Here is an 18,662-nt window from a genome sequence, read left to right as displayed (position 1 = left end):
TATAATAACTAATGAGTATAGGCACAGACCGTACTGATTACGGGGTCTGAGTAAGCTAATATAGATAAAGAAACTAGAGAGGTGGATATTTTGAGTACAGTCAAAATAATTCCCTTCAGCGGAGTACGTGAAAATGGTAAAAACATGTACGCGGTTGAAGTGGATAATGATATTTTTGTCCTCGATTGCGGACTGAAGTATCCAGAAAATGAACTATTGGGAATCGATGTTGTGATTCCTGATTTTACCTATTTAATTGAAAACGCGGATCGCGTGGCAGGGGTCTTTTTGACTCATGGACATGCTGATGCGATCGGAGCGTTGCCTTATTTCATATCTGAAGTGGCCGTGCCGGTCTTCGGAACTGAATTAACGATTGAGCTGGCAAAACTGAATGTGAATCAAAATGAAGAAAGTAAAGGATTCAAGGATTTTCACGTGATTGATGAGCATACCGAGATTGATTTTGGGACTGCGGTTATCAGCTTCTTCCGGACGACCCATACGATTCCTGATTCTGTCGGGATTAGCTTGAAAACAGCTGAAGGCAGTATCGTTTATACTGGTGACTTCAAGTTTGATCCAACATCGATCCCAATGTATGCGACAGATTATCGTCGTTTGGCTGAAATTGGTTCAGAGGGTGTTTTGGCATTGTTGAGTTCTTCATCGAATGCAGAAAATCCAATCCAAGTGGCTTCTGAACGGGAAATCGCCAGTGAAGTCTATGACACCATCAATGAGTGGAACGGACGAATTATCGTAGCGTGTGTTGCCAGCAACCTGCAGCGGGTTCAACAAATTTTAAATGCGGCAGAAAAGGCTGGACGTAAGGTAGTCTTGACTGGACAAGATTTGGATCGCATCATCAAAACAGCGATGCGTTTGAATAAGCTTGAGGTACCAGAAGATATTTTAGTCACAATCAAAGAAATGAAGAAATATCAGCCTGAAGAGCTGATCATCTTAGAAACAGGCCGTATGGGCGAACCAATCAAGTCGTTGCAAAAAATGGCCAATCGCTCACATCGCAACTTGAAAATTGAAGACGGCGATTTAGTCTATATCACGACGACGCCAACGATCGCAATGGAAACCACGGTTGCGAAGACGGAGGATATGATCTATCGTGCCGGCGGAATCGTAAAAAGCATCTCTGAGAACTTACGGGTTTCCGGTCATGCCAATCCTCGCGATTTGCAAATGATGATGAATTTCATGTCACCGAAATATTTCATTCCGGTCCAAGGGGAGTATCGTCAATTAGCTGCTCATGCGAGCTTAGCAAATGAAATGGGCATTCCCTTCAAGGATATTTTCATTACTGGCCGCGGAGATGTTTTAGAGTATAAGAATAAGCATATGAGTGCTGCCGGCAGTGTACCAGCGGACAATATCATGATCGACGGAATCGGTGTTGGAGATATCGGCAATATCGTCCTGCGGGATCGCAAAGTTTTATCGGATGACGGGATTTTTGTGGTCGTAGTGACCATTGATCGTAAACTGAAAAAAATCGTCTCTGCCCCGCAGATTACTTCACGTGGCTTTGTCTATATCAAAGCAAGTCGTGATTTGATCAAGGAAAGTGCCGAGATTACCAGCGAGATCGTTGAAAAGCATCTGCATTCCGATGATTTTGAATGGAGTAAATTAAAGCAGGATATTCGTGATCAGTTGAGTCGTCATTTGTTTGAACAAACGAAACGTCGTCCAGTGATCTTGCCGGTTATTATGGAAGCCAATCAACGACGCGGACGCCGCAAATAGTTGAAGCCGTAAACTCTCCAATCAATAAACGATTGGAGATTTTTTTTAATACTTACTACTCTGTTTTTTTGCCAAAAAGGAGTATGATTAAGGTGTCAGTAAATGTAGAGAGGGCTGGTCATATGTTAGAAAAACCATTAAAGTGTCCAAATTGCGGCACACATTTCTTTGTTGATGAAGTATTGAATGTTCAGGAGCATCCGAAAGAAGCGATGCCGGTTGAATGTCCGAATTGCCACCATATTTATGAAAAAAGGATCACCAACGGCTATTTCATGACTTTTGAAGATCGGGAACATGGAAAATATGAGGAAGAAGCGGGAGAGTAATCTCTCGTTTTTATTTTTGCAATGCGTGTCACATTCATGGCAGCGTGAGTGAGCTGTGTCATCCCTCCAGCAATTTCTATTGATCGAATTTATAAAAAGGGCGGAAAATTAAACAGTTCGAGCTACAAGGAAAGTCGATGGTTACTTTGATGGTAACGGTTGACTTCTTTTTTTTCGAACACTCTGTTATACTGGTTTTGCTAAGCTGTACTAATATAATAGATAAATGTTATAGCGGGAGGAAATTATGGCGACAAAACACGATCTGATTTTAGAACATATTGAGAGTCTGCCGGTGGGAGAACGAATCTCTGTCCGCAGCATTGCTAAAAATTTGCGCGTCAGCGAGGGAACAGCCTATCGTGCAATTAAAGATGCTGAAAATATCGGTTTGGTCTCAACGATCCAACGTGTTGGGACGATCCGTATTGAACGGAAATTGAAAAAAAATATCGAACGCTTGACCTTTGGCGAGGTGGTTCGAATCATTGAGGGAGAAGTCTTAGGCGGCTCTAATGGTTTGGACAAGGATTTGAATAAGTTTGTCATTGGTGCGATGACAGAAGAAGCGATGCGCCGGTACATCACCCCAGGCTCGTTATTAATCATCGGAAACCGTGAAGGCGCTCAAAAGCTGGCTTTGCAGGACGGTGCAGCAGTCCTAATCACCGGCGGCTTTGATACGACACCTGAGATCGCCAAGCTTGCGGATGAACTAGCTTTGCCCGTTTTAAGCACGACCTATGATTCTTTTACTGTAGCAACGATGATCAATCGGGCGTTGAGTGATCAATTGATTAAAAAAGATATCATGCAGGTCAGCGATATCTACATGCCGCTTGAAAAGACCGTCTATTTGCAAGCAGGGGATACGATCGCGAACTATCATCGATTGTCTGATAAAACCGGACATTCACGTTTTCCAGTTGTAAATAAAAGCATGCGGGTTTTAGGAGTTGTGACAGCCAAGGACGTTTTAGGAAAAGCTGAAAATCTAATGATTGATCGAATCATGACGCGAGATCCGAATGTGGTGAAGCAGAGTATGAGTGTGGCTTCGGTCAGTCATCAAATGATTTGGGATGGACTTGAAATGATGCCGGTAGTAAAAGATGATCTTTCTTTAGTAGGAATGGTCAGCCGTCAGGATGTCATGAAGGCGATGCAGCTCGTTCAGCGTCAGCCGCAGATGTCTAATACGATCTCTGATCAAATCGTCGGTGATATCATTACAGTTGATACAGACCGAGAAGAGAATCAGTTAGAGAATCCCTACTTCAAATTTGAGGTCACCCCTCAAATGGTGAACAGTGTCGGGACGATTTCTTTTGGCGTATTGAGTGAGATTGTAGCGAATGTCGCCCAACGAAGTATTTTGTTAGATCAGCGGCGCAATACCTTAATCGAGCAGATGAATCTGCATTATTTACGACTGATTCAATTAGAAAGCGAAATTGAGATTCATTCAAAAACATTAGAACTAGGCCGACGTTCAGCGAAGGTCGATTTGGAGGTTTTCATTGACAATGTGATTGTGGCTAAAGCAATCGTAGTCTGTCAAGTGATGGAACGTTCTTAGAAAGAGGAAGAGCATGACAATTACAGAAGAAATTTTACTAATGATTAAACAATACGATCGGATTATCATCCATCGTCATATGCGACCTGATCCAGATGCCCTTGGCTCCCAGTGCGGACTTGCGGAAATTTTACGTGGGTCTTTTCCAGAAAAGGATGTGTATCAGGTGGGCGGTCCAGTTGAAGGGTTGGCCTTTTTAGCTGAAATGGATGAGATATCTGATGTTCTATATAACGGTGCTTTGGTAATCGTAACAGACACGGCAAATGCGCCGCGGATCAGTGATGACCGCTACAGGCTTGGTGATAAGCTGATCAAGATCGACCATCATCCGAATGATGACCCTTATGGAGACTTGCTGTGGGTTAATACACAAGCCAGCAGCTGTAGTGAGATGATTGCCGATTTTGCGTTTGCTGAGAATTTAACGGTGACCGAGAATGCAGCTCGTCTATTATATGGCGGAATTGTTGGGGATACAGGACGCTTTTTGTATCCAGCGACTACCTCTCATACGTTGCAGGTAGCGGCGAAATTATTGGATTTCGGCTTTGATGCAACGAGATTGAATCGTGAAATTGATCAAATCTCATTAGATGTGGCGAAGCTGTCAGGCTATCTTTACCAAAATCTGCAAATTGATGAAAATGGTGCCGGTTATGTCTTTTTGGATCAAGCGATTCTAAATAAGTATGGTATTAAGGATTCTGACACGGCAGCGCTTGTGCCGCTTCCAGGAACAATCGATGCTGTGTTGGCATGGGCAATCTTTGTGGAGCAGCCAGAAGGCTATTATCGAGTTCGGCTTCGCTCCAAAGGTCCGGTTATCAACGAATTAGCTAAACGTTATCATGGCGGGGGCCATCCCTTAGCCAGCGGAGCAAACGCGAAGGATCAGGCGATGTGCCAGGACATCTATCGTGAGATTCAAGTATTGTGCAACAATTACAACCAAGATCGATTGGTTTAAAAAAATCTAGAAATAGCTGTGAACAAAGGTTGTTTCATGATTGATACATTAATACTAGGCATGGAAAGAAACGTAAGGTGTATCCTTAGGCTTCTTTCCATGCCTTTTTGACTTGAGGAAAGTATAAAAATTCTTATATGAAAAATATTTTACGGCAGGTGTATCCATGTCCGGCTTCACGAACGAGCTTTTCTGCGTTAGCTGTGCATAAAGTTGCTGCTAACCTTCATTCCGGCAATCATCTCACTAAGACTGCTGGATTGGTGCTCAAAAGCTGAGCGTGTGCGTGAAGTCTTTCTTATTAAGTCACAGACGTACATCCAGCGTGAAGGTAGTTGAAAGAAAACAATCCAAGTCATTGTCAGGTTTTGAGGTATAAAGCGGTAAAGCAAGACTAATTAACGAATATATAAAAAGTGAGTTTATATAAAGTTTTTAAAATTACTATATTTTTTTATAAATAACTAAAATTCAGTTTAGAAAAGTTTTTAATGTATAAAATGTCATTCTTCAAATTCTTTAGAATTTTTAAAAAAAGATATTTCGGCTTTCTATTTACAATACTCTTTTCATTGTTATATTATTATGAGTGTTAAAAAATGAAAGCGCTATAAATATGGAGGGGTAGACAATGAATGTGGCAAAGCTAGCTGAGAGACAGTTATTTCTAATGAAAGCTGAAAATTTGGAGAAACGAGTACGCGCCTACTATGCTCAAACACAGGATGTGGATTCCTTGATTGAGTACGGAGTCGCGATCCTTGTGCGGAGCTTTTTCTGCATGGGAAGCTTTTCGGAGCTGATCCAAGACTTGATTCAAGAGGTTTATTTTACAGTTGAACCAACTGCTGTCATGCGCCAATATTTGCCCTATTTTGAAGACTATTTCACCGAAAACGAATGGCAAACAATAGTAAATCGCCTATTTGGCAATCATACAACCTACCTTGCGCAAACGGAAGAGGCGCGTGTAAATAAAGGCTATTTAGAACAAACTGGGACACTCGATAATCGGATTGAGGGTCTTGTTTATCGTGTAGAAGCCGTTTTTGAAGATACTATTGGGAAAAAACACAAGTTGACGATTCGTGATACCGACTCCACTTTTAATGAAGCGCAAACGATTCAAGTGTTGAATATATTGACGACCTTGAGTATTTTTGACACAGCTGATGTGCGGAAATACGAAACCTATGTGAGTTATCAAACACCGGGAAAAATCATTGCGACATCTCATAATTCCCGTCAAAAAACCAAACCAACAGCGAAGGAACCGGAAACCATCGCTGCTGAACAACCCCCAGAAAAAGAAAAAACGGTAGCCGCGACTAATAAAAAGCAGTCATCTGCATCAGTATCTACTTTGCCTAAAGAAGCGTCGAAGCAGACTGCTTCAAGTAACAACACTTCTCTAAAGAAAAATACTACCCTGAAGAAAAACCAATCAAGCCCTACGAGTCTGCCGAAAAATACCAACACGTCCGACAGTCCGTCGCCGAATCCTGAACTGAAGAAAAAAGCATCTGGGAATAAAGCCAATGAGCTGTTGGACCAACCAGATACGTCTTATAAACGTTTAGGCAAAAATGAAGAACAGATTCAGAGCAATCGAGACGGTAGAAAGATGAAGAATAGAGTGAATAATGCGCTGGGGCGGAGTAAGAACCGGAAAAGGAACAAAAGGAAATAGCATGCTGTTTTGGCGGTGCTACTCTGTTTGTTGGTAGCGAAAGTTTACGAATCAGCGAGCTTTCTGGGTTGATGCATTCTAATAACGTGGATTTTTTAGGAAAGACTTTTCAAGTTCCAGATTTTCCGCTAAACTAAATGTTTAGAGAAAATAAATTTATTGGAGGAAAAGTATGCCAAATTGTCCTATGTGTCAGTCAGAGTACACTTATGAAGATCGCGGCTTATTTGTTTGCCCAGAATGTGGTCACGAATGGTCTGAAAGCGAAGATGTGGAAGAGGGATTAGTCGTTAAAGATAGCAATGGCAATCCATTGCAAGACGGTGACAGTGTGACCGTTATTAAGGATTTGAAAGTCAAAGGTGCTTCTGGGGCCATCAAACAGGGAACGAAGGTTAAAAATATTCGTTTAGTTGAAGGCGATCACAACATTGATTGTAAAGTCGATGGCTTTGGACCCATGAAGCTGAAGTCTGAATTTGTTAAGAAGTTATAAGCTAGAGAGATTCTTAGAGCCGTTTTCATAAAAAATTCATGGCTTTCATGCTAAACTAAGCTTAGGAAACTGTTTATTTCAAACAGCACAATTATCTTTGATTAGAGGAGAATGTTTATGTATGGGTATGGAACATTTTATAATTTTCTAGATCCCACGTTTCTATTAGTTATCGCCGGACTGGTCATCTCTGGACTTGCTTCTGCTTATGTCAATTCGACGTTCCGCAAATACGATGAGTTTCGCAGCAGTAAAGGTGTTACAGGGACTCAAGCAGCTGAATACATTTTGCGTAGTCAAGGAATTACAGATGTCGGAGTCCAGCAAATCGCCGGAAATCTGACCGATAATTATAATAGCGGGAATAAACTGTTGAGCTTATCGGAAGCAACTGCTCAATCGACGTCGGTGGCCGCTATTGGTGTGGCGGCGCATGAGTGCGGACATGCCGTGCAGGATGCCAAAAATTATTTTCCGTTGAAATTACGGGCAGCGATTGTACCTGTAGCCAATATCGGTTCGACGCTTTCTTTTCCATTGATTATGTTAGGTGTCATTATGAGCTGGAACCAAACATTGATTAATATCGGGATTTTGGCGTTTTCATTAGCGCTAGTTTTTCAGCTTGTAACCTTGCCCGTCGAATTTGATGCATCAAGACGTGCATTGAGTATTTTGCGTGAAGGAAATATGCTGGCAGAAGATGAACTGGCAGCCGCTCGAAAAGTTTTAATGGCAGCTGCGCTGACTTATGTCGCAGCAGCATTAGCAACATTTCTACAATTATTACGACTGGTATTGCTTTTTGGCAATCGGAGCCGCGATTAAGAACCGACGACTTGTCGGTTTTTTTTTTTTTTGTGTTCAAGCCTATGAAGCGTGCGCTTTCAATCACAAGTAGTTCTTATTACTGATATTTTTAAGAGTGTGGTATCATGAAATAAAGGAGCTGATACCATGAAAAGATCGACCAAAGTCAAAATCGGAGTAGGCGTCATTGTCGCAGCCAGCACTGCTACCGCTGTAGTCGCTTCTGGGAAGCTAATTGAAAAGGCTCGTCATGTTTCGAATCGCTGTAAAGTGAAGCGTTTTGTGAATGCTAAGTTTGACGGCAGTGAAACACTGCTAGCGATCGTTGATAAACTTTCAGATGAAGATTTAGATAACATCATGAGTATTTTAGACAAGATCAAGAGCGGAAAAAAGCGCGTATCGGTCTATGGTGATTCCATCAAAGATACGACCGAGGATTTGAAAGACCGATTGATGGATTTAGTAGACAAAGTAATGTAAGAAGATGTGCCAGTGATGGCGCATCTTTTTTTGCTGAAAAACTTATGCTAAAGTAAGTTGATCAGCAATCAAGAGAAGTTAAGTGAGGAAAGAAATGGAACGTGAAAGTCAGTTGACGGAAGAAGAGAAAATATATTTTATGGAAGAAGCGATCAAGGAAGCCAAGAAGGCTGAAGAAATCGCGGAGGTCCCTATTGGTGCGATCGTTGTCCATCAAGGAGAAATTATTGGTCGCGGCCATAATTTACGAGAGCACAGTCAGGATGCGACAAGTCATGCGGAAATGTTTGCTATTCGCGAGGCCTGTCATCATTTGGGCAGCTGGCGATTGGAAGAGTGTCAGCTATTTGTCACGCTGGAGCCTTGTCCAATGTGTAGCGGCGGGATGATTTTGTCGCGGGTGGAAGAAGTTTATTTTGGAGCATATGATCCCAAGGGTGGTACAGCGGGAACGTTGATGAATTTATTAACAGATGAGCGTTTCAACCATCGCGCGTACGTTGAGGGCGGTATTTTGGAGGCGGAATGTGGAACGCTATTGACCAATTTTTTCCGCGCCATTCGAGCACGGAAAAAAAAGACTAGCCAAAACGAGTAGAGTTTGTTATACTATTTTTTGCCGAAAGGCAGGACAATGCCGGGCCTGTGAATTGTGTCAGGTCTGGAAGGAAGCAGCACTAAGTAGGATCCGGCATGTGTCTGATATAGATGACATTACAGCAGACTTTTTGGTCTGCTTTTTCTTTTAACCAAATCAACAGGGACTGTCTGGATGGCAGTTTTTTTTATAGACTTTTTATAGAAAGTCAGAATTAATTGAAGCTCTTTCAAAATAAGCGTAAACTGAAGATATTAAATTTTGGGGGTGCAACGATGAAAGAGAAGCAGGCATTTCATATCAATGGGTATTTAGGTTTAGTAGGTTTAATTGTAATTATAGGAATTGGTAGCTGGGGAGTTTTTGCTGGCAGTACAAAGGAAAGTTTCGGCTTGATCTTTTTAGGCGTTCTTCTATGGATTATTGCTGGCTTATTTTTAAGTTCTTTAACAATCGTTGGGCCGAATAAAGCGAAAGCAGTCTTGTTTTTTGGAAAGTATCTTGGAACCATCAAAGCAAACGGCTTATTCATTACAACGCCGTTGACGCGAAAAATCCCGGTGTCTTTGAAGGTAAGAAATTTCAATAGCTCATTATTAAAGGTCAATGATTCTGATGGAAATCCCGTCGAAATTTCAGCAGTCGTGGTTTTTCGAGTGGTGGATACGGCCAAAGCGTTATTTGATGTCGATTACTATTTAGATTTTGTTGAGATTCAAAGTGAAACAGCGATTCGTCATATCGCGACGCAATATCCTTATGACACATTCAATGACGATGATTTAACGTTGCGAGGAAATACGACGGAGGTATCAGAAGAATTAGCTGAGGAATTACAAGAACGTTTAGCGATGGCTGGTGTTGAGGTAATCGAGACGCGTTTGAATCATTTAGCGTATGCGACTGAAATTGCCAACGCGATGTTGCAACGGCAACAGGCCAAAGCGATATTATCTGCCCGACAAACAATCGTTGAAGGCGCGGTTACGATGACGCAAATGGCACTGGAACAAATCGAAAACGGTCAGGACATTCAGTTTACAGATGATCGGAAAGTTCAGTTGATCAATAATCTGCTGGTTTCCATCATCACCGATAAAGGAACCCAGCCAGTGATTAATACAGGGGATCTATCAGAAAAATAGGAGGCCAGAGAATGAAGAAGTTATACATTAAACAGAAGGTTTTTAGTATTGGTGAAAAGTTCACCGTGGTTGATGAGGATCAACGGCTGCACTATTCGGTTAAGGGCAGCTTTATGAAGATTCCCAAAACCTTTAGTGTTGAAAATGAACAGGGGAAAGAAGTCAGTCGAATTACTAAGAAGACAATTAGTCTTTTGCCAAAATTTTTTGTCGAGATTAATGGGAAAGAAGCGATTGAGATTTCCAAACAGTTGAGCTTCTTCAAAGCGAAATACTCGATTTCAGCTGAAGACGTGACGGTTGATGGCAACTGGTGGGACATGGATTTTGACGTGTCACGAAAAGGACGAAAGATTGCGGAGATAAACAAGCGCTGGATTTCGTGGGGCGATACGTACGAGATTACGATTTTAGATGAAGCATTAGAAGAGTTAATCATTTCGCTGGTTATTGCGATTGATTGTGTGAAGGAGGATGAAGCAGCAGCTTCGTCAGCATCAAGCTAAAGAAAGATACCGTTGTTGATTGCCTATCTTCAACAACGGTATCTTCTTTATTTAGAAAAGAGTGATTTCCTGCAGAGTCGGATTCTCAATCACGAGTAACTGCTCTTTGATTTTTAGACCTTCTTCACTCGAACCGGAATACCCGACCAGTTTGCCATTTTTCCCAATGACGCGATGACAAGGAACGAGGATTGGCAAGGGATTGTTGCGATTGGCTTGACCAATCGCACGAACAGCTTTGGGACTTTGAATTTTCTCAGCAATCGTCAGGTAGCTGCACGTTTCGCCATAAGGAATCTCTGTCAACGCCTGCCAAACTTTTTGCTGAAAGGCTGTTCCAGATGTAAAAGCATAAGGCACATCAAAGTCCTTTCGTTTACCTGCTAAGAATTCCAATAGCTGTTTTTTTGCTGTTTGTAGAATTTCTTGGTTGGCTAAGGGGCTTTCATCAATTGGTGTATAAGAAATCCCAATTAAGGCATCGGGACTAGCGTCTAGCCAAATCGTACCGAGAATAGAGTCAAACTTCATACTTTCACCTGCTTTTTTAGCGAACGAGTTCGTTCAGCCTTCTTGAGCTATATGTTACTATAGATGGAACAAGAAGAGTTGAAAAGAGGTAGAATAATGGAAAAAATTATTCTTTTACATACCAATGATCTTCATTCCCATTTAGAGAATTGGCCAAAGCTTCGCCGTTTTTTACTGAACCGCAAACAGGAGGAAACAGCGAATAAGCGAATTATTACCGTTGATTTAGGGGATTTTGTTGATCGCTGGCATCCTTTGACAGAAGCGACTAATGGCCAAGCCAATGTTCAATTAATGAATCAAATTCATTACGACGCGGCGACTATTGGAAATAACGAGGGCGTGGGAAACTCAAAGGCGGAACTGAATCAGCTGTATGATCAGGCGAATTTCGATATTCTTTTAGATAATCTCTTCGATAAGCAGACCTTGCAGCCGCCAAAATGGGCACAACAATCTAAAATTATTACGACCGAACAGGGAACGAGGGTTGGATTGCTGGCCTTCACTGCCCCCTTCCCACTAACCTACAATCCCAATGGCTGGGACATTCGCCAGGTTATGGATATTTTGCCAGATCTTGTATCGGAGCTTCGTCCGAAAGTTGATGTGCTCGTATTGATGAGTCATTTGGGAATTAGCGTTGATCGGCAAATCGCACGAGAGCTGCCGGCAATTGATGTGATTCTAGGTTCTCATACGCATCATTTATTTGAAACGGGAGAAAAGATTGGCGATGTGCAGCTAGCAGCGGCGGGGAAATACGGTTATTATGTGGGCGAAGTTCATGTGACACTTGATGATAAACACCGCATCCAGAAAACTTCAGCTCGTACCTTTCCTACAGAAAAGATGCTGGAGCTGCCTGAGGACCAAGAAGAAATTGACGGATACCTGACAGAAGGACACCGATTATTAGCAGATAAGGAAGTCGCGAACATTCCCTTTACCATGAGTACAAATCTGCAAACGGCGCATCCGATGATCGATTATACATTGGCCGCCGTAAAGGAAGCAGCTAAGACAGAAGCAGCCGTGTTGAACTCAGGATTATTTTTAACGGATATTCCTGCTGGGATCGTGAATCAAGATCAGCTGCACACAGCATTGCCGCATCCCATGCATCTAATCAAAGTAACACTGGATGGTAATAATTTGATTCGGCTGGTTTTAGAAATGGAAAAGAATCGCCATTTCTTAATCAATTTTCCTGTGATAGGGATGGGCTTTCGCGGCAAAATTTTTGGTCATCTGGTTTATGATGGCATCGAATATGATGGAGTGAATCATCAGGTTCGTTGGTTAGGAGAACCGGTTGATCCGGAGTTGGACTATACGCTGGCGACTGTCGATCATTATATGTTCGTTCCATTTTTTCCGACGATCGAAATTGCGGGGCATTATGAATTTTTATTCCCTGATTTTATTCGCAGTGTTTTGGGGGACTATCTCCACACTCACTATCCAATCAAATAAAAACAAGGTATAATAGCAAACAGGTGGTGAAACGATGGCAAAAGAAAAAAGAGACAAAAAAGAACAGAAAAACAATTCAGAAAAAACAGTCACAGAAGAATTGGCTGAGGTCTTAGATGAAATCGTTGAGACACCCGCTGAAGAAAAGAAAAAAGGTGAAACCGTCGTATTTGTCGATGATAGTAATCTTTTGATTGGCGAACGCCAATACCGCTTAGTTAGAAATTATCGTGAAGGCTTTGATGCCGAACGTTTAGGTGAACGCTTTAGTGAGGTCTTGACACGCTATGATTACATTGTTGGTGACTGGGGCTATGACCAGTTGCGGTTAAAGGGCTTTTTCCGCGAAGACGATCGGAAAAGCTTACCGGAGCAGCGGATTGATACATTAGAAGATTATTTGTATGAGTACTGCAATTTTGGTTGTGCTTATTTTGTCTTGGAACGGACAGGCGGAAAACGCCAGCAAACGCGAAAAAAACGCAAGCGCAAGCGGAAGGACAAATCTCAAGCATACGTGGAGGAGAAAAAGGTTCCAGTAACCAATAAGCCAAAGAAAAAACCAGTAATCAAAAACCGTCAGCCGAAAAAGGAAACACCTACAAAAACAAAAGAAAAAGACGAACGCTTTGTAATTCGTCAAAGGGAAGAGTAATAGGATGTACGAAGGATACCTGATTGACCTAGATGGAACGATCTATCGCGGAAGCGAGCCGATTCCAGCTGGTCGCCGCTTTGTTGAGCAATTGCAGGCGCGCCAGATTCCATTTTTATTTTTGACCAACAATACGACAAAAACACCAGAGACAGTAGCCAATCGATTGGCCAATGAATTCTCGATCCATGTGGGACCAGAGACAGTCTATACTGCGACACTTGCCACGATTGATTATTTGAATGATGCAAATAAAGGCAAGAAGGTCTATGTAATCGGTGAACCAGGCTTGATTGAACCGATTTTAGCTGCGGGATATGTCTGGGAGGAAGAGACACCTGATTATGTAGTGGTGGGATTGGACACGGACGTTACTTATGAGAAGTTTGTCGTGGCAACCTTGGCGATTCAAAAGGGTGCGACCTTTATTGGAACAAATCCTGATAAAAATATCCCTACTGAACGTGGTCTGCTGCCGGGCGCCGGCTCGGTGATTGCCATGATCGAAGCCTCCACGCAACAAAAGGCCATCTATATTGGCAAGCCAGAAGCGATCATTATGGAGAAAGCAGTAGAAACCTTAGGCATGGAAAAAGCAAATGTGCTGATGGTGGGAGATAATTACACGACCGATATCTTAGCGGGAATCAATAATGGAATTGATACTCTCTTGGTATTGTCAGGCTTTACTCAAAAGGCAGATGTACCGACTTTGCCAGTACCGCCGACTTATTTAGTGGACTCGTTAGACGAGTGGCGTTTCAATGAAGAATAAGTGGCTGGAACGTATTGGATTGATTTGCCTGCTAGTGACTTTGCTGACACTGGCGATTACGCTGACGATTAATGCCCGCTGGCTCTATCAGTTTGATATCGGACATTTAGACTTGTTGGATTATACGTCACTTTCTGAAAAAGAGCTGCTGCATAACTTTGATCAATTAATGCGCTATTTGAATTTGCCTTGGATAGAGACACTTAAAATGACAGATTTTCCAGTCTCATCTAGCGGCGCATTGCATTTTTATGAAGTCAAAAAGCTGTTCTTACTGAATTACGGCTTATTATTGGTAACAGTCGTGCCCAGCATACTTTATATACGTCAGCTAATGAAACAACAGTGTCTGTGGAAGCTGATCCAGCCATTCCGCATTGCGGTTGTTGTACCGATCGTGATCGCGTTTTTGATGGCAGTGAATTTTGATCGCTTCTTCGTGATGTTTCATGGGGTCTTTTTCAACAATGACGCATGGATTTTTAATCCGGCAACGGACCCGATCATTAATGTGCTGCCAGAGACATTTTTCCTGCATTGCTTCATTTTATTTTTTATCTTGCTAGAAATTTTTTATCTATTACCGATCTATTTTGGTAAAAGGGCATTAAAAAAAGAGCGTTAAGCTCTTTTTTTGTTGTCCTTATTTAACGATTGAATCTAATTTGCGAGGATGCTCGTGCGCTAGACGACTGGCAGCTGACGCGGCGATCGCACCAACGAGATCATCCAAAAAAGTATGAACATGCACACCATCGTGCTCGTTAAGCTTCTTCAAGATTCCAGGCTTTACTTTATCGATATAGCCATAATTTGTGAAGCCAATAGAACCGTAAACGTTGACGATCGACAGAGCCATGATTTCATCGATTCCATAAAGACCTTCATCCTCTTCAAGGATATTTTGCAATGGATAATCCAGCTTTTTTTGTTCGGCTAGCTTATCCAGCTCGATCCCCGTGATAATGGCGTTGTGTACCTCTCGCTTGGTCAATACGCGATTCACACTATGGATACATAATTCGATGTCCAATTTTTCAATATAATCCTTTTGTAAAAAGAACACCAAGTCTGCAATATCTCTAATAGTGACTCCGCGTTCCTCAAGAAGTTCACGTGCTTTTTGCTCAAGAGCAGTCGTTTCGAATACCATATTGTACCTCCTTTTTAGTTTGTGCAGCTGACATTGCACGACACAACCTCCAGCTGAAGCTAGATTTGTGGAAATAGGCTGGTGCTGTGTCCAGGCTGCGTGCGGTTTTTGGGATTTATATAATGCAGGGCATTATTGACAGCAGTCGGAGCTTCTCCCATTCCTGTGGCGATCAATTTCACCTTGCCGTCATAGGTAGAAATATCTCCGCAGGCATAGACGCCAGGAATTGACGTGCGCATATCCGATTCAACTAGGATCGCCTGCCGTGTGCTTTCTAGTCCCCACGATTTTAAATGATCCAAAGAAGAAGAAAAGCCGTAATTGACGATCAAGTAATCCACATTTAAAGTAATTGTCTCATCACTTTTTGCCTTTTGTAAAGTCAAATCTTCCAAATCCTGTTCGCCATGAAGTTCTTTAAGAATATAAGGCGTGTAGATATTGACGGACGATTCCTTTAGTTTTTCAACACTGTGCTCATGTCCTCGGAAAGTATCTCGTCGATGAATGATCGAAACTTCAGCAGCGATTGGCTCTAGCATTAATGCCCAATCGATCGCAGAATCCCCGCCGCCAGCGATGGCCACTTTTTTGCCGGCATATTTCATCAGATCATTGATGTAATAATCAATTCCGTGATTTTCAAATGTATCCGCATCAGCGATCATTAATCGTCTTGGCTGAAAGGAGCCGTTGCCGATAGCCAGCACTACTGACTTTGTATAGTGAGTATCCTTCGTGGTAATTAATTCAAGATAGTCCTCATGCTGCTTCAATTCCAAAACTTCTTCTTCTAAGCAGTAAGTATGGGAAAAAGTCCGTAATTGCTTTTCCAAATTGTTTACCAGATCCGCCGCTTTAACGATCGGGAATCCAGGAATGTCGTAAATATTTTTTTCAGGGTAAAGTGTCGTCAGCTGTCCGCCTAGCTGTGGCAAACTATCGATCAGCTTTGTTTTCGCTTGGCGTATCCCAGCGTAAAATGCCGCAAACATGCCGACTGGTCCTGCACCCACAATGGTTATATCAAAAATTTCCATATCAACACCCTTTCTTTCCATCGATTGTAACAAATAAATGAGAGAGAAAGAAACGCTTGGCTTGTAAAGGTGGCAAAACGCAAAAAGTTTGTTATGATGGACACAGCAAAAAAATAAAGGAGGACATTGAAGTGACTCAATTTCCACAATTAAACTTAACAGAAGAAAAAGGTCCTAAAGCGACGATCAAAACTAATATGGGTGATATCACGGTTCAACTATTTCCTGAAGAAGCACCAAAGACAGTTAAGAACTTTATCGAATTAGCGAAGAAGGGCTATTACGACGGCGTAATTTTCCACCGTGTCATTCCTGATTTCATGATCCAAGGGGGCGACCCAACCGGTACTGGCATGGGTGGCGAAAGTATTTATGGTGAGAAATTTGAAGATGAGTTTTCACGAAATCTATTTAACCTGCGTGGCGCATTATCAATGGCAAATGCTGGTCCGAACTCAAACGGCAGTCAATTCTTTATCGTGAACAATCAAAATGTGCCAGCTAATATGATGGCACAATTAGAAGAAGCTGGATTCCCGGGAGAAATCGTTGAAACCTATAAACAAGGCGGAACTCCTTGGTTAGACTTCCGTCATACTGTTTTTGGTCATGTTGTTGAAGGTATGGACGTGGTTGATAGCATCGGTGCCGTAAAACGTGGTGCTCAAGATAAGCCTGTGCATGATGTTGTCATCGAATCAATCGAGGTTACTGAATAATAAGAATGATTAGAAAAAGGTTCCCTGCTCCGCAAATTGAGCAGGGAACCTTTTTTTATTTAACTTAATGCTCTTACGATTCGGTTTAAGCCTTCTTCTAAAACTACTCGCGGACAGGCGACATTCAAACGCATATGCTGCTTCCCGCTTGGCCCATAGCTAACCCCTGTATTTAAGACAACCTTGCCTTTATGGACGAAGCGCTCTTCTAATTCCTTATCAGAAAGATCGTATTCCGAAAAATCCAACCACAATAGATAGGTTCCTTCAGGCTTCATGATTTTTACCTTTGGCAGCTGTTCTCGGAAGAAGTTCATTGTATAAGTAATATTGGATTGAATATAAGGTAGTAGTTCGGCTAACCATTCTTCACCCGTTTCATAAGCCGCTTCCATACCGACTAAACCAAAGGTATTGATTTCTTGTTGAAAGTTCTCTTCTTGCTTACGGATTAATTGGCTACGCAGTTTCTCATTTTTGACAAAAACAACGGAATTTTTGATTCCCGCTAGATTAAAGGTCTTTGTCATCGAAGTAAATTGTAAGCTAAAGTCGCTGAAGCCATCGCCTGCATTAAAAAATGAAGTCATTTTATTCGGCGGAAACACTAAATCCTGATGAATCTCATCGCTTAAGACAAGCACTTGATATTTTTGGCAAAGTTCGCCTAATTGATAGAGTTCCTTCTTCGTCCAAACTCTTCCACCGGGATTGTGAGGATTGCATAAAATCATAACTTTTACCTGGTGTTGTTTGAATTTTTCCTCCATGTCAGCCAAGTCCATTACAAAATGTCCATTCTCCTCGACTAATTGGCTTCGAACCAATTGCCGACGATTCGTCGTAATGATGTTTGCAAATGGAGGGTAAACAGGATCGTGGATTAAAATTACGTCATTTGGCTTTGTGAAGGCTTGAATCGCTGTAGTAATTCCTGCTAAGACACCAGAGAAAAAAAGAATCTCTTCTTTTCTTACGGCAAGCTTAAAATGTTCCTGCTCCCAATTGCTGATAGCGGTATAAAGTGTATCAGGTGTATCAGCATAACCTAAGATTCCATGTTCTAACAATTTTTGGTAGGCTTGTAAGACGCCGGCGGGCGCTTTGAAATCCATGTCGGCAATCCACAACGGCAAAAGGTTCTCTTCATTATAGGACTTAAGGATCGCATCCCATTTGACGCTGTTAGAGCCAAGGCGATTGATCGGTTGTTCAAAATTTGTCATTTCTCTTCCTCCTGATGGCTAACTTCAATTTTGTTTATAAATACAGTATAATGAAACATGCGAAAAGAGGGAAATGAATGGGATATAAAATTGGAGATATTATCGAAGGGCAAGTCACAGGTATTCAGCCATATGGTGCGTTCATCTCATTAGATGCTCAGACACAAGGATTAGTCCACATATCAGAGGTACAGTCTGGTTACACAAAAAACATACACAGCTTTTTAGAGGTTGGACAAGTGGTGAAGGTACAAGTTATTGATATTGATGAATATACTAAGAAGATCAGTTTATCTTTGCGAACGTTGGCAGAGCATTCCGCTGAAGTGCCTTACCATCGGAAACGTTACTTTACAAATCGCAATAAAAACATCGGCTTCCGCTCCTTAGAGAAAAACATGCCCGCTTGGACGGATGAGGCAATCGATTTTCTATTGAAAGAACAAGTTGAAAATTAAGGCTTATTTTATGCAAAGAATATCTTTTTTTCTGAAAACGTGATACAATGATTCCGATTTACGATTAGCTTTTGCAGAGGTGAAAATTGTGACAAAACAAGTGTCAGGAACAATCATGTTGCATTTAGAAGATGGATCGAAGCGTTTTTTAGTTCACGAAATAGGAAAAGAGAAAGAATTTGCTCGCACTGATACCAAAGCCGAAAACACCGTTTTAGCTAGTTTTTTGAATTTCTTGAAGGCGACACTA

Annotated in this window: 22 protein-coding genes and 1 other RNA gene (1 of these 23 only partly in view); 19 read left to right on the top strand and 4 right to left on the bottom strand. The window is 41.8% G+C overall.

All coding sequences use genetic code 11. The annotated features are described in order from the left end of the window. Window positions 1–90: 90 nt before the first annotated feature. The 12 genes from IGI52_RS10575 to IGI52_RS10520 all read left to right on the top strand — a co-directional run bounded on the left by IGI52_RS10575 (window position 91) and on the right by IGI52_RS10520 (window position 10,376). Complete coding sequence (locus IGI52_RS10575) at window positions 91–1,770, top strand: ribonuclease J (protein WP_016179804.1); 1,680 nt, start codon at window positions 91–93, stop codon at window positions 1,768–1,770. Between the two features lie 92 nt (window positions 1,771–1,862). Next, window positions 1,863–2,099, top strand: a complete 237-nt coding sequence (locus IGI52_RS10570) for a hypothetical protein (RefSeq protein ID WP_225844341.1) — start codon at window positions 1,863–1,865, stop codon at window positions 2,097–2,099. Between the two features lie 247 nt (window positions 2,100–2,346). After that, entirely contained in the window at window positions 2,347–3,678 is a 1,332-nt protein-coding gene (locus IGI52_RS10565; RefSeq protein WP_016179806.1) for a DRTGG domain-containing protein, read from the top strand. Between the two features lie 13 nt (window positions 3,679–3,691). Then, window positions 3,692–4,648, top strand: coding sequence for a DHH family phosphoesterase (locus tag IGI52_RS10560; RefSeq protein ID WP_438781235.1), 957 nt, complete (start codon window positions 3,692–3,694; stop codon window positions 4,646–4,648). 631 nt (window positions 4,649–5,279) lie between these two features. Beyond that, window positions 5,280–6,338: a hypothetical protein gene (locus tag IGI52_RS10555; protein ID WP_438781233.1), complete on the top strand. Its 1,059-nt coding sequence runs from the start codon at window positions 5,280–5,282 to the stop codon at window positions 6,336–6,338. 172 nt (window positions 6,339–6,510) lie between these two features. Beyond that, the gene (locus tag IGI52_RS10550; protein WP_016179809.1) at window positions 6,511–6,834 is read left to right on the top strand and encodes a zinc ribbon domain-containing protein YjdM; all 324 of its coding nucleotides are present in this window, start codon (window positions 6,511–6,513) and stop codon (window positions 6,832–6,834) included. 117 nt (window positions 6,835–6,951) lie between these two features. After that, window positions 6,952–7,662 (top strand): zinc metallopeptidase, encoded by a 711-nt coding sequence (locus IGI52_RS10545; protein ID WP_102871740.1) that lies wholly within the window; start codon window positions 6,952–6,954, stop codon window positions 7,660–7,662. A 129-nt stretch (window positions 7,663–7,791) separates the two neighbouring features. Next, window positions 7,792–8,127, top strand: coding sequence for a hypothetical protein (locus IGI52_RS10540; protein WP_016179811.1), 336 nt, complete (start codon window positions 7,792–7,794; stop codon window positions 8,125–8,127). Window positions 8,128–8,221: 94 nt separating this feature from the next. Next, the gene (gene tadA / locus IGI52_RS10535) at window positions 8,222–8,725 is read left to right on the top strand and encodes a tRNA adenosine(34) deaminase TadA (RefSeq protein ID WP_048721224.1); all 504 of its coding nucleotides are present in this window, start codon (window positions 8,222–8,224) and stop codon (window positions 8,723–8,725) included. Between the two features lie 26 nt (window positions 8,726–8,751). Continuing rightward, an RNA gene (ffs, locus tag IGI52_RS10530) (signal recognition particle sRNA small type) lies at window positions 8,752–8,835 on the top strand. 165 nt (window positions 8,836–9,000) lie between these two features. Further along, a complete protein-coding gene (locus tag IGI52_RS10525) occupies window positions 9,001–9,870 on the top strand; it encodes an SPFH domain-containing protein (protein ID WP_048720345.1) in 870 nt (289 codons plus the stop codon). A gap of 11 nt (window positions 9,871–9,881) precedes the next feature. Further along, a complete protein-coding gene (locus IGI52_RS10520) occupies window positions 9,882–10,376 on the top strand; it encodes an LURP-one-related/scramblase family protein (protein WP_048720343.1) in 495 nt (164 codons plus the stop codon). A 51-nt stretch (window positions 10,377–10,427) separates the two neighbouring features. On the opposite strand, the gene IGI52_RS10515 is transcribed toward IGI52_RS10520, so the two are convergent. Then, on the bottom strand, window positions 10,428–10,907 hold the full coding sequence (locus IGI52_RS10515; protein ID WP_048720347.1) for a methylated-DNA--[protein]-cysteine S-methyltransferase: 480 nt from the start codon (window positions 10,905–10,907) through the stop codon (window positions 10,428–10,430). A 96-nt stretch (window positions 10,908–11,003) separates the two neighbouring features. Here IGI52_RS10515 and IGI52_RS10510 point away from each other — a divergent pair, with 96 nt between their 5' ends. From IGI52_RS10510 to IGI52_RS10495, 4 genes are read left to right on the top strand one after another with little or no spacing between them, the layout of a single operon-like run. Next, the gene (locus IGI52_RS10510) at window positions 11,004–12,383 is read left to right on the top strand and encodes a bifunctional metallophosphatase/5'-nucleotidase (RefSeq protein WP_438781232.1); all 1,380 of its coding nucleotides are present in this window, start codon (window positions 11,004–11,006) and stop codon (window positions 12,381–12,383) included. 34 nt (window positions 12,384–12,417) lie between these two features. Then, window positions 12,418–13,038, top strand: coding sequence for a YutD family protein (locus tag IGI52_RS10505; RefSeq protein WP_016179818.1), 621 nt, complete (start codon window positions 12,418–12,420; stop codon window positions 13,036–13,038). Between the two features lie 4 nt (window positions 13,039–13,042). After that, complete coding sequence (locus IGI52_RS10500; protein ID WP_016179819.1) at window positions 13,043–13,813, top strand: TIGR01457 family HAD-type hydrolase; 771 nt, start codon at window positions 13,043–13,045, stop codon at window positions 13,811–13,813. Then, a complete protein-coding gene (locus IGI52_RS10495; protein WP_368757159.1) occupies window positions 13,803–14,438 on the top strand; it encodes a TIGR01906 family membrane protein in 636 nt (211 codons plus the stop codon). The genes IGI52_RS10500 and IGI52_RS10495 overlap by 11 nt, the downstream gene beginning before the upstream one ends. A gap of 18 nt (window positions 14,439–14,456) precedes the next feature. Here the strand turns inward: IGI52_RS10495 and IGI52_RS10490 are convergent, their stop codons facing one another. Together IGI52_RS10490 and IGI52_RS10485 are read right to left on the bottom strand one after the other, a co-directional pair. Further along, window positions 14,457–14,966 (bottom strand): phosphatidylglycerophosphatase A family protein, encoded by a 510-nt coding sequence (locus tag IGI52_RS10490; protein WP_016179821.1) that lies wholly within the window; start codon window positions 14,964–14,966, stop codon window positions 14,457–14,459. A 59-nt stretch (window positions 14,967–15,025) separates the two neighbouring features. Further along, window positions 15,026–16,009 carry an NAD(P)/FAD-dependent oxidoreductase gene (locus IGI52_RS10485; protein ID WP_048719062.1) on the bottom strand — a complete coding sequence of 328 codons (984 nt, stop codon included), beginning with the start codon at window positions 16,007–16,009 and terminating at the stop codon, window positions 15,026–15,028. 131 nt (window positions 16,010–16,140) lie between these two features. Between IGI52_RS10485 and IGI52_RS10480 the strand changes: the two genes are divergently transcribed. After that, window positions 16,141–16,728, top strand: coding sequence for a peptidylprolyl isomerase (locus tag IGI52_RS10480; RefSeq protein WP_049218898.1), 588 nt, complete (start codon window positions 16,141–16,143; stop codon window positions 16,726–16,728). Window positions 16,729–16,787: 59 nt separating this feature from the next. On the opposite strand, the gene IGI52_RS10475 is transcribed toward IGI52_RS10480, so the two are convergent. Further along, on the bottom strand, window positions 16,788–17,954 hold the full coding sequence (locus IGI52_RS10475) for a MalY/PatB family protein (RefSeq protein WP_438781231.1): 1,167 nt from the start codon (window positions 17,952–17,954) through the stop codon (window positions 16,788–16,790). 77 nt (window positions 17,955–18,031) lie between these two features. On the opposite strand from IGI52_RS10475, the gene IGI52_RS10470 reads away from it, so the two are divergent. Both IGI52_RS10470 and IGI52_RS10465 read left to right on the top strand, forming a co-directional pair. After that, on the top strand, window positions 18,032–18,412 hold the full coding sequence (locus IGI52_RS10470) for a CvfD/Ygs/GSP13 family RNA-binding post-transcriptional regulator (protein ID WP_016179825.1): 381 nt from the start codon (window positions 18,032–18,034) through the stop codon (window positions 18,410–18,412). Window positions 18,413–18,497: 85 nt separating this feature from the next. Next, window positions 18,498–18,662, top strand: partial view of a hypothetical protein gene (locus tag IGI52_RS10465; protein WP_171030593.1) — the 5' end (the start) only. Its footprint extends 198 nt past the window's final position; 165 of the gene's 363 nt are visible here — the first part of the coding sequence; its start codon is at window positions 18,498–18,500; the stop codon falls past the right edge of the window.

Origin of the sequence: Enterococcus sp. DIV0187, from assembly GCF_051713785.1 — a bacterium.
GTDB classification, from domain to species: Bacteria; Bacillota; Bacilli; order Lactobacillales; family Enterococcaceae; genus Enterococcus_A; species Enterococcus_A avium.
The sequence above is the reverse complement of the archived record's forward strand: the minus strand, read 5'-3'. Positions and strand labels throughout refer to the sequence as shown.

Bases quoted from the DNA above. Each gene is read 5' to 3' on its own strand.
- IGI52_RS10560 (WP_438781235.1), top strand. From the start codon at position 3,692: ATGACAATTACAGAAGAAATTTTACTAATGATTAAACAATACGATCGG.
- IGI52_RS10555 (WP_438781233.1), top strand. From the start codon at position 5,280: ATGAATGTGGCAAAGCTAGCTGAGAGACAGTTATTTCTAATGAAAGCT.
- IGI52_RS10510 (WP_438781232.1), top strand. From the start codon at position 11,004: ATGGAAAAAATTATTCTTTTACATACCAATGATCTTCATTCCCATTTA.
- tadA (WP_048721224.1), top strand. From the start codon at position 8,222: ATGGAACGTGAAAGTCAGTTGACGGAAGAAGAGAAAATATATTTTATG.
- IGI52_RS10485 (WP_048719062.1), bottom strand. From the start codon at position 16,009: ATGGAAATTTTTGATATAACCATTGTGGGTGCAGGACCAGTCGGCATG.
- IGI52_RS10500 (WP_016179819.1), top strand. From the start codon at position 13,043: ATGTACGAAGGATACCTGATTGACCTAGATGGAACGATCTATCGCGGA.
- IGI52_RS10490 (WP_016179821.1), bottom strand. From the start codon at position 14,966: ATGGTATTCGAAACGACTGCTCTTGAGCAAAAAGCACGTGAACTTCTT.
- IGI52_RS10505 (WP_016179818.1), top strand. From the start codon at position 12,418: ATGGCAAAAGAAAAAAGAGACAAAAAAGAACAGAAAAACAATTCAGAA.
- IGI52_RS10525 (WP_048720345.1), top strand. From the start codon at position 9,001: ATGAAAGAGAAGCAGGCATTTCATATCAATGGGTATTTAGGTTTAGTA.
- IGI52_RS10470 (WP_016179825.1), top strand. From the start codon at position 18,032: ATGGGATATAAAATTGGAGATATTATCGAAGGGCAAGTCACAGGTATT.
- IGI52_RS10475 (WP_438781231.1), bottom strand. From the start codon at position 17,954: ATGACAAATTTTGAACAACCGATCAATCGCCTTGGCTCTAACAGCGTC.
- IGI52_RS10540 (WP_016179811.1), top strand. From the start codon at position 7,792: ATGAAAAGATCGACCAAAGTCAAAATCGGAGTAGGCGTCATTGTCGCA.
- IGI52_RS10565 (WP_016179806.1), top strand. From the start codon at position 2,347: ATGGCGACAAAACACGATCTGATTTTAGAACATATTGAGAGTCTGCCG.
- IGI52_RS10545 (WP_102871740.1), top strand. From the start codon at position 6,952: ATGTATGGGTATGGAACATTTTATAATTTTCTAGATCCCACGTTTCTA.
- IGI52_RS10515 (WP_048720347.1), bottom strand. From the start codon at position 10,907: ATGAAGTTTGACTCTATTCTCGGTACGATTTGGCTAGACGCTAGTCCC.
- IGI52_RS10550 (WP_016179809.1), top strand. From the start codon at position 6,511: ATGCCAAATTGTCCTATGTGTCAGTCAGAGTACACTTATGAAGATCGC.
- IGI52_RS10495 (WP_368757159.1), top strand. From the start codon at position 13,803: ATGAAGAATAAGTGGCTGGAACGTATTGGATTGATTTGCCTGCTAGTG.
- IGI52_RS10520 (WP_048720343.1), top strand. From the start codon at position 9,882: ATGAAGAAGTTATACATTAAACAGAAGGTTTTTAGTATTGGTGAAAAG.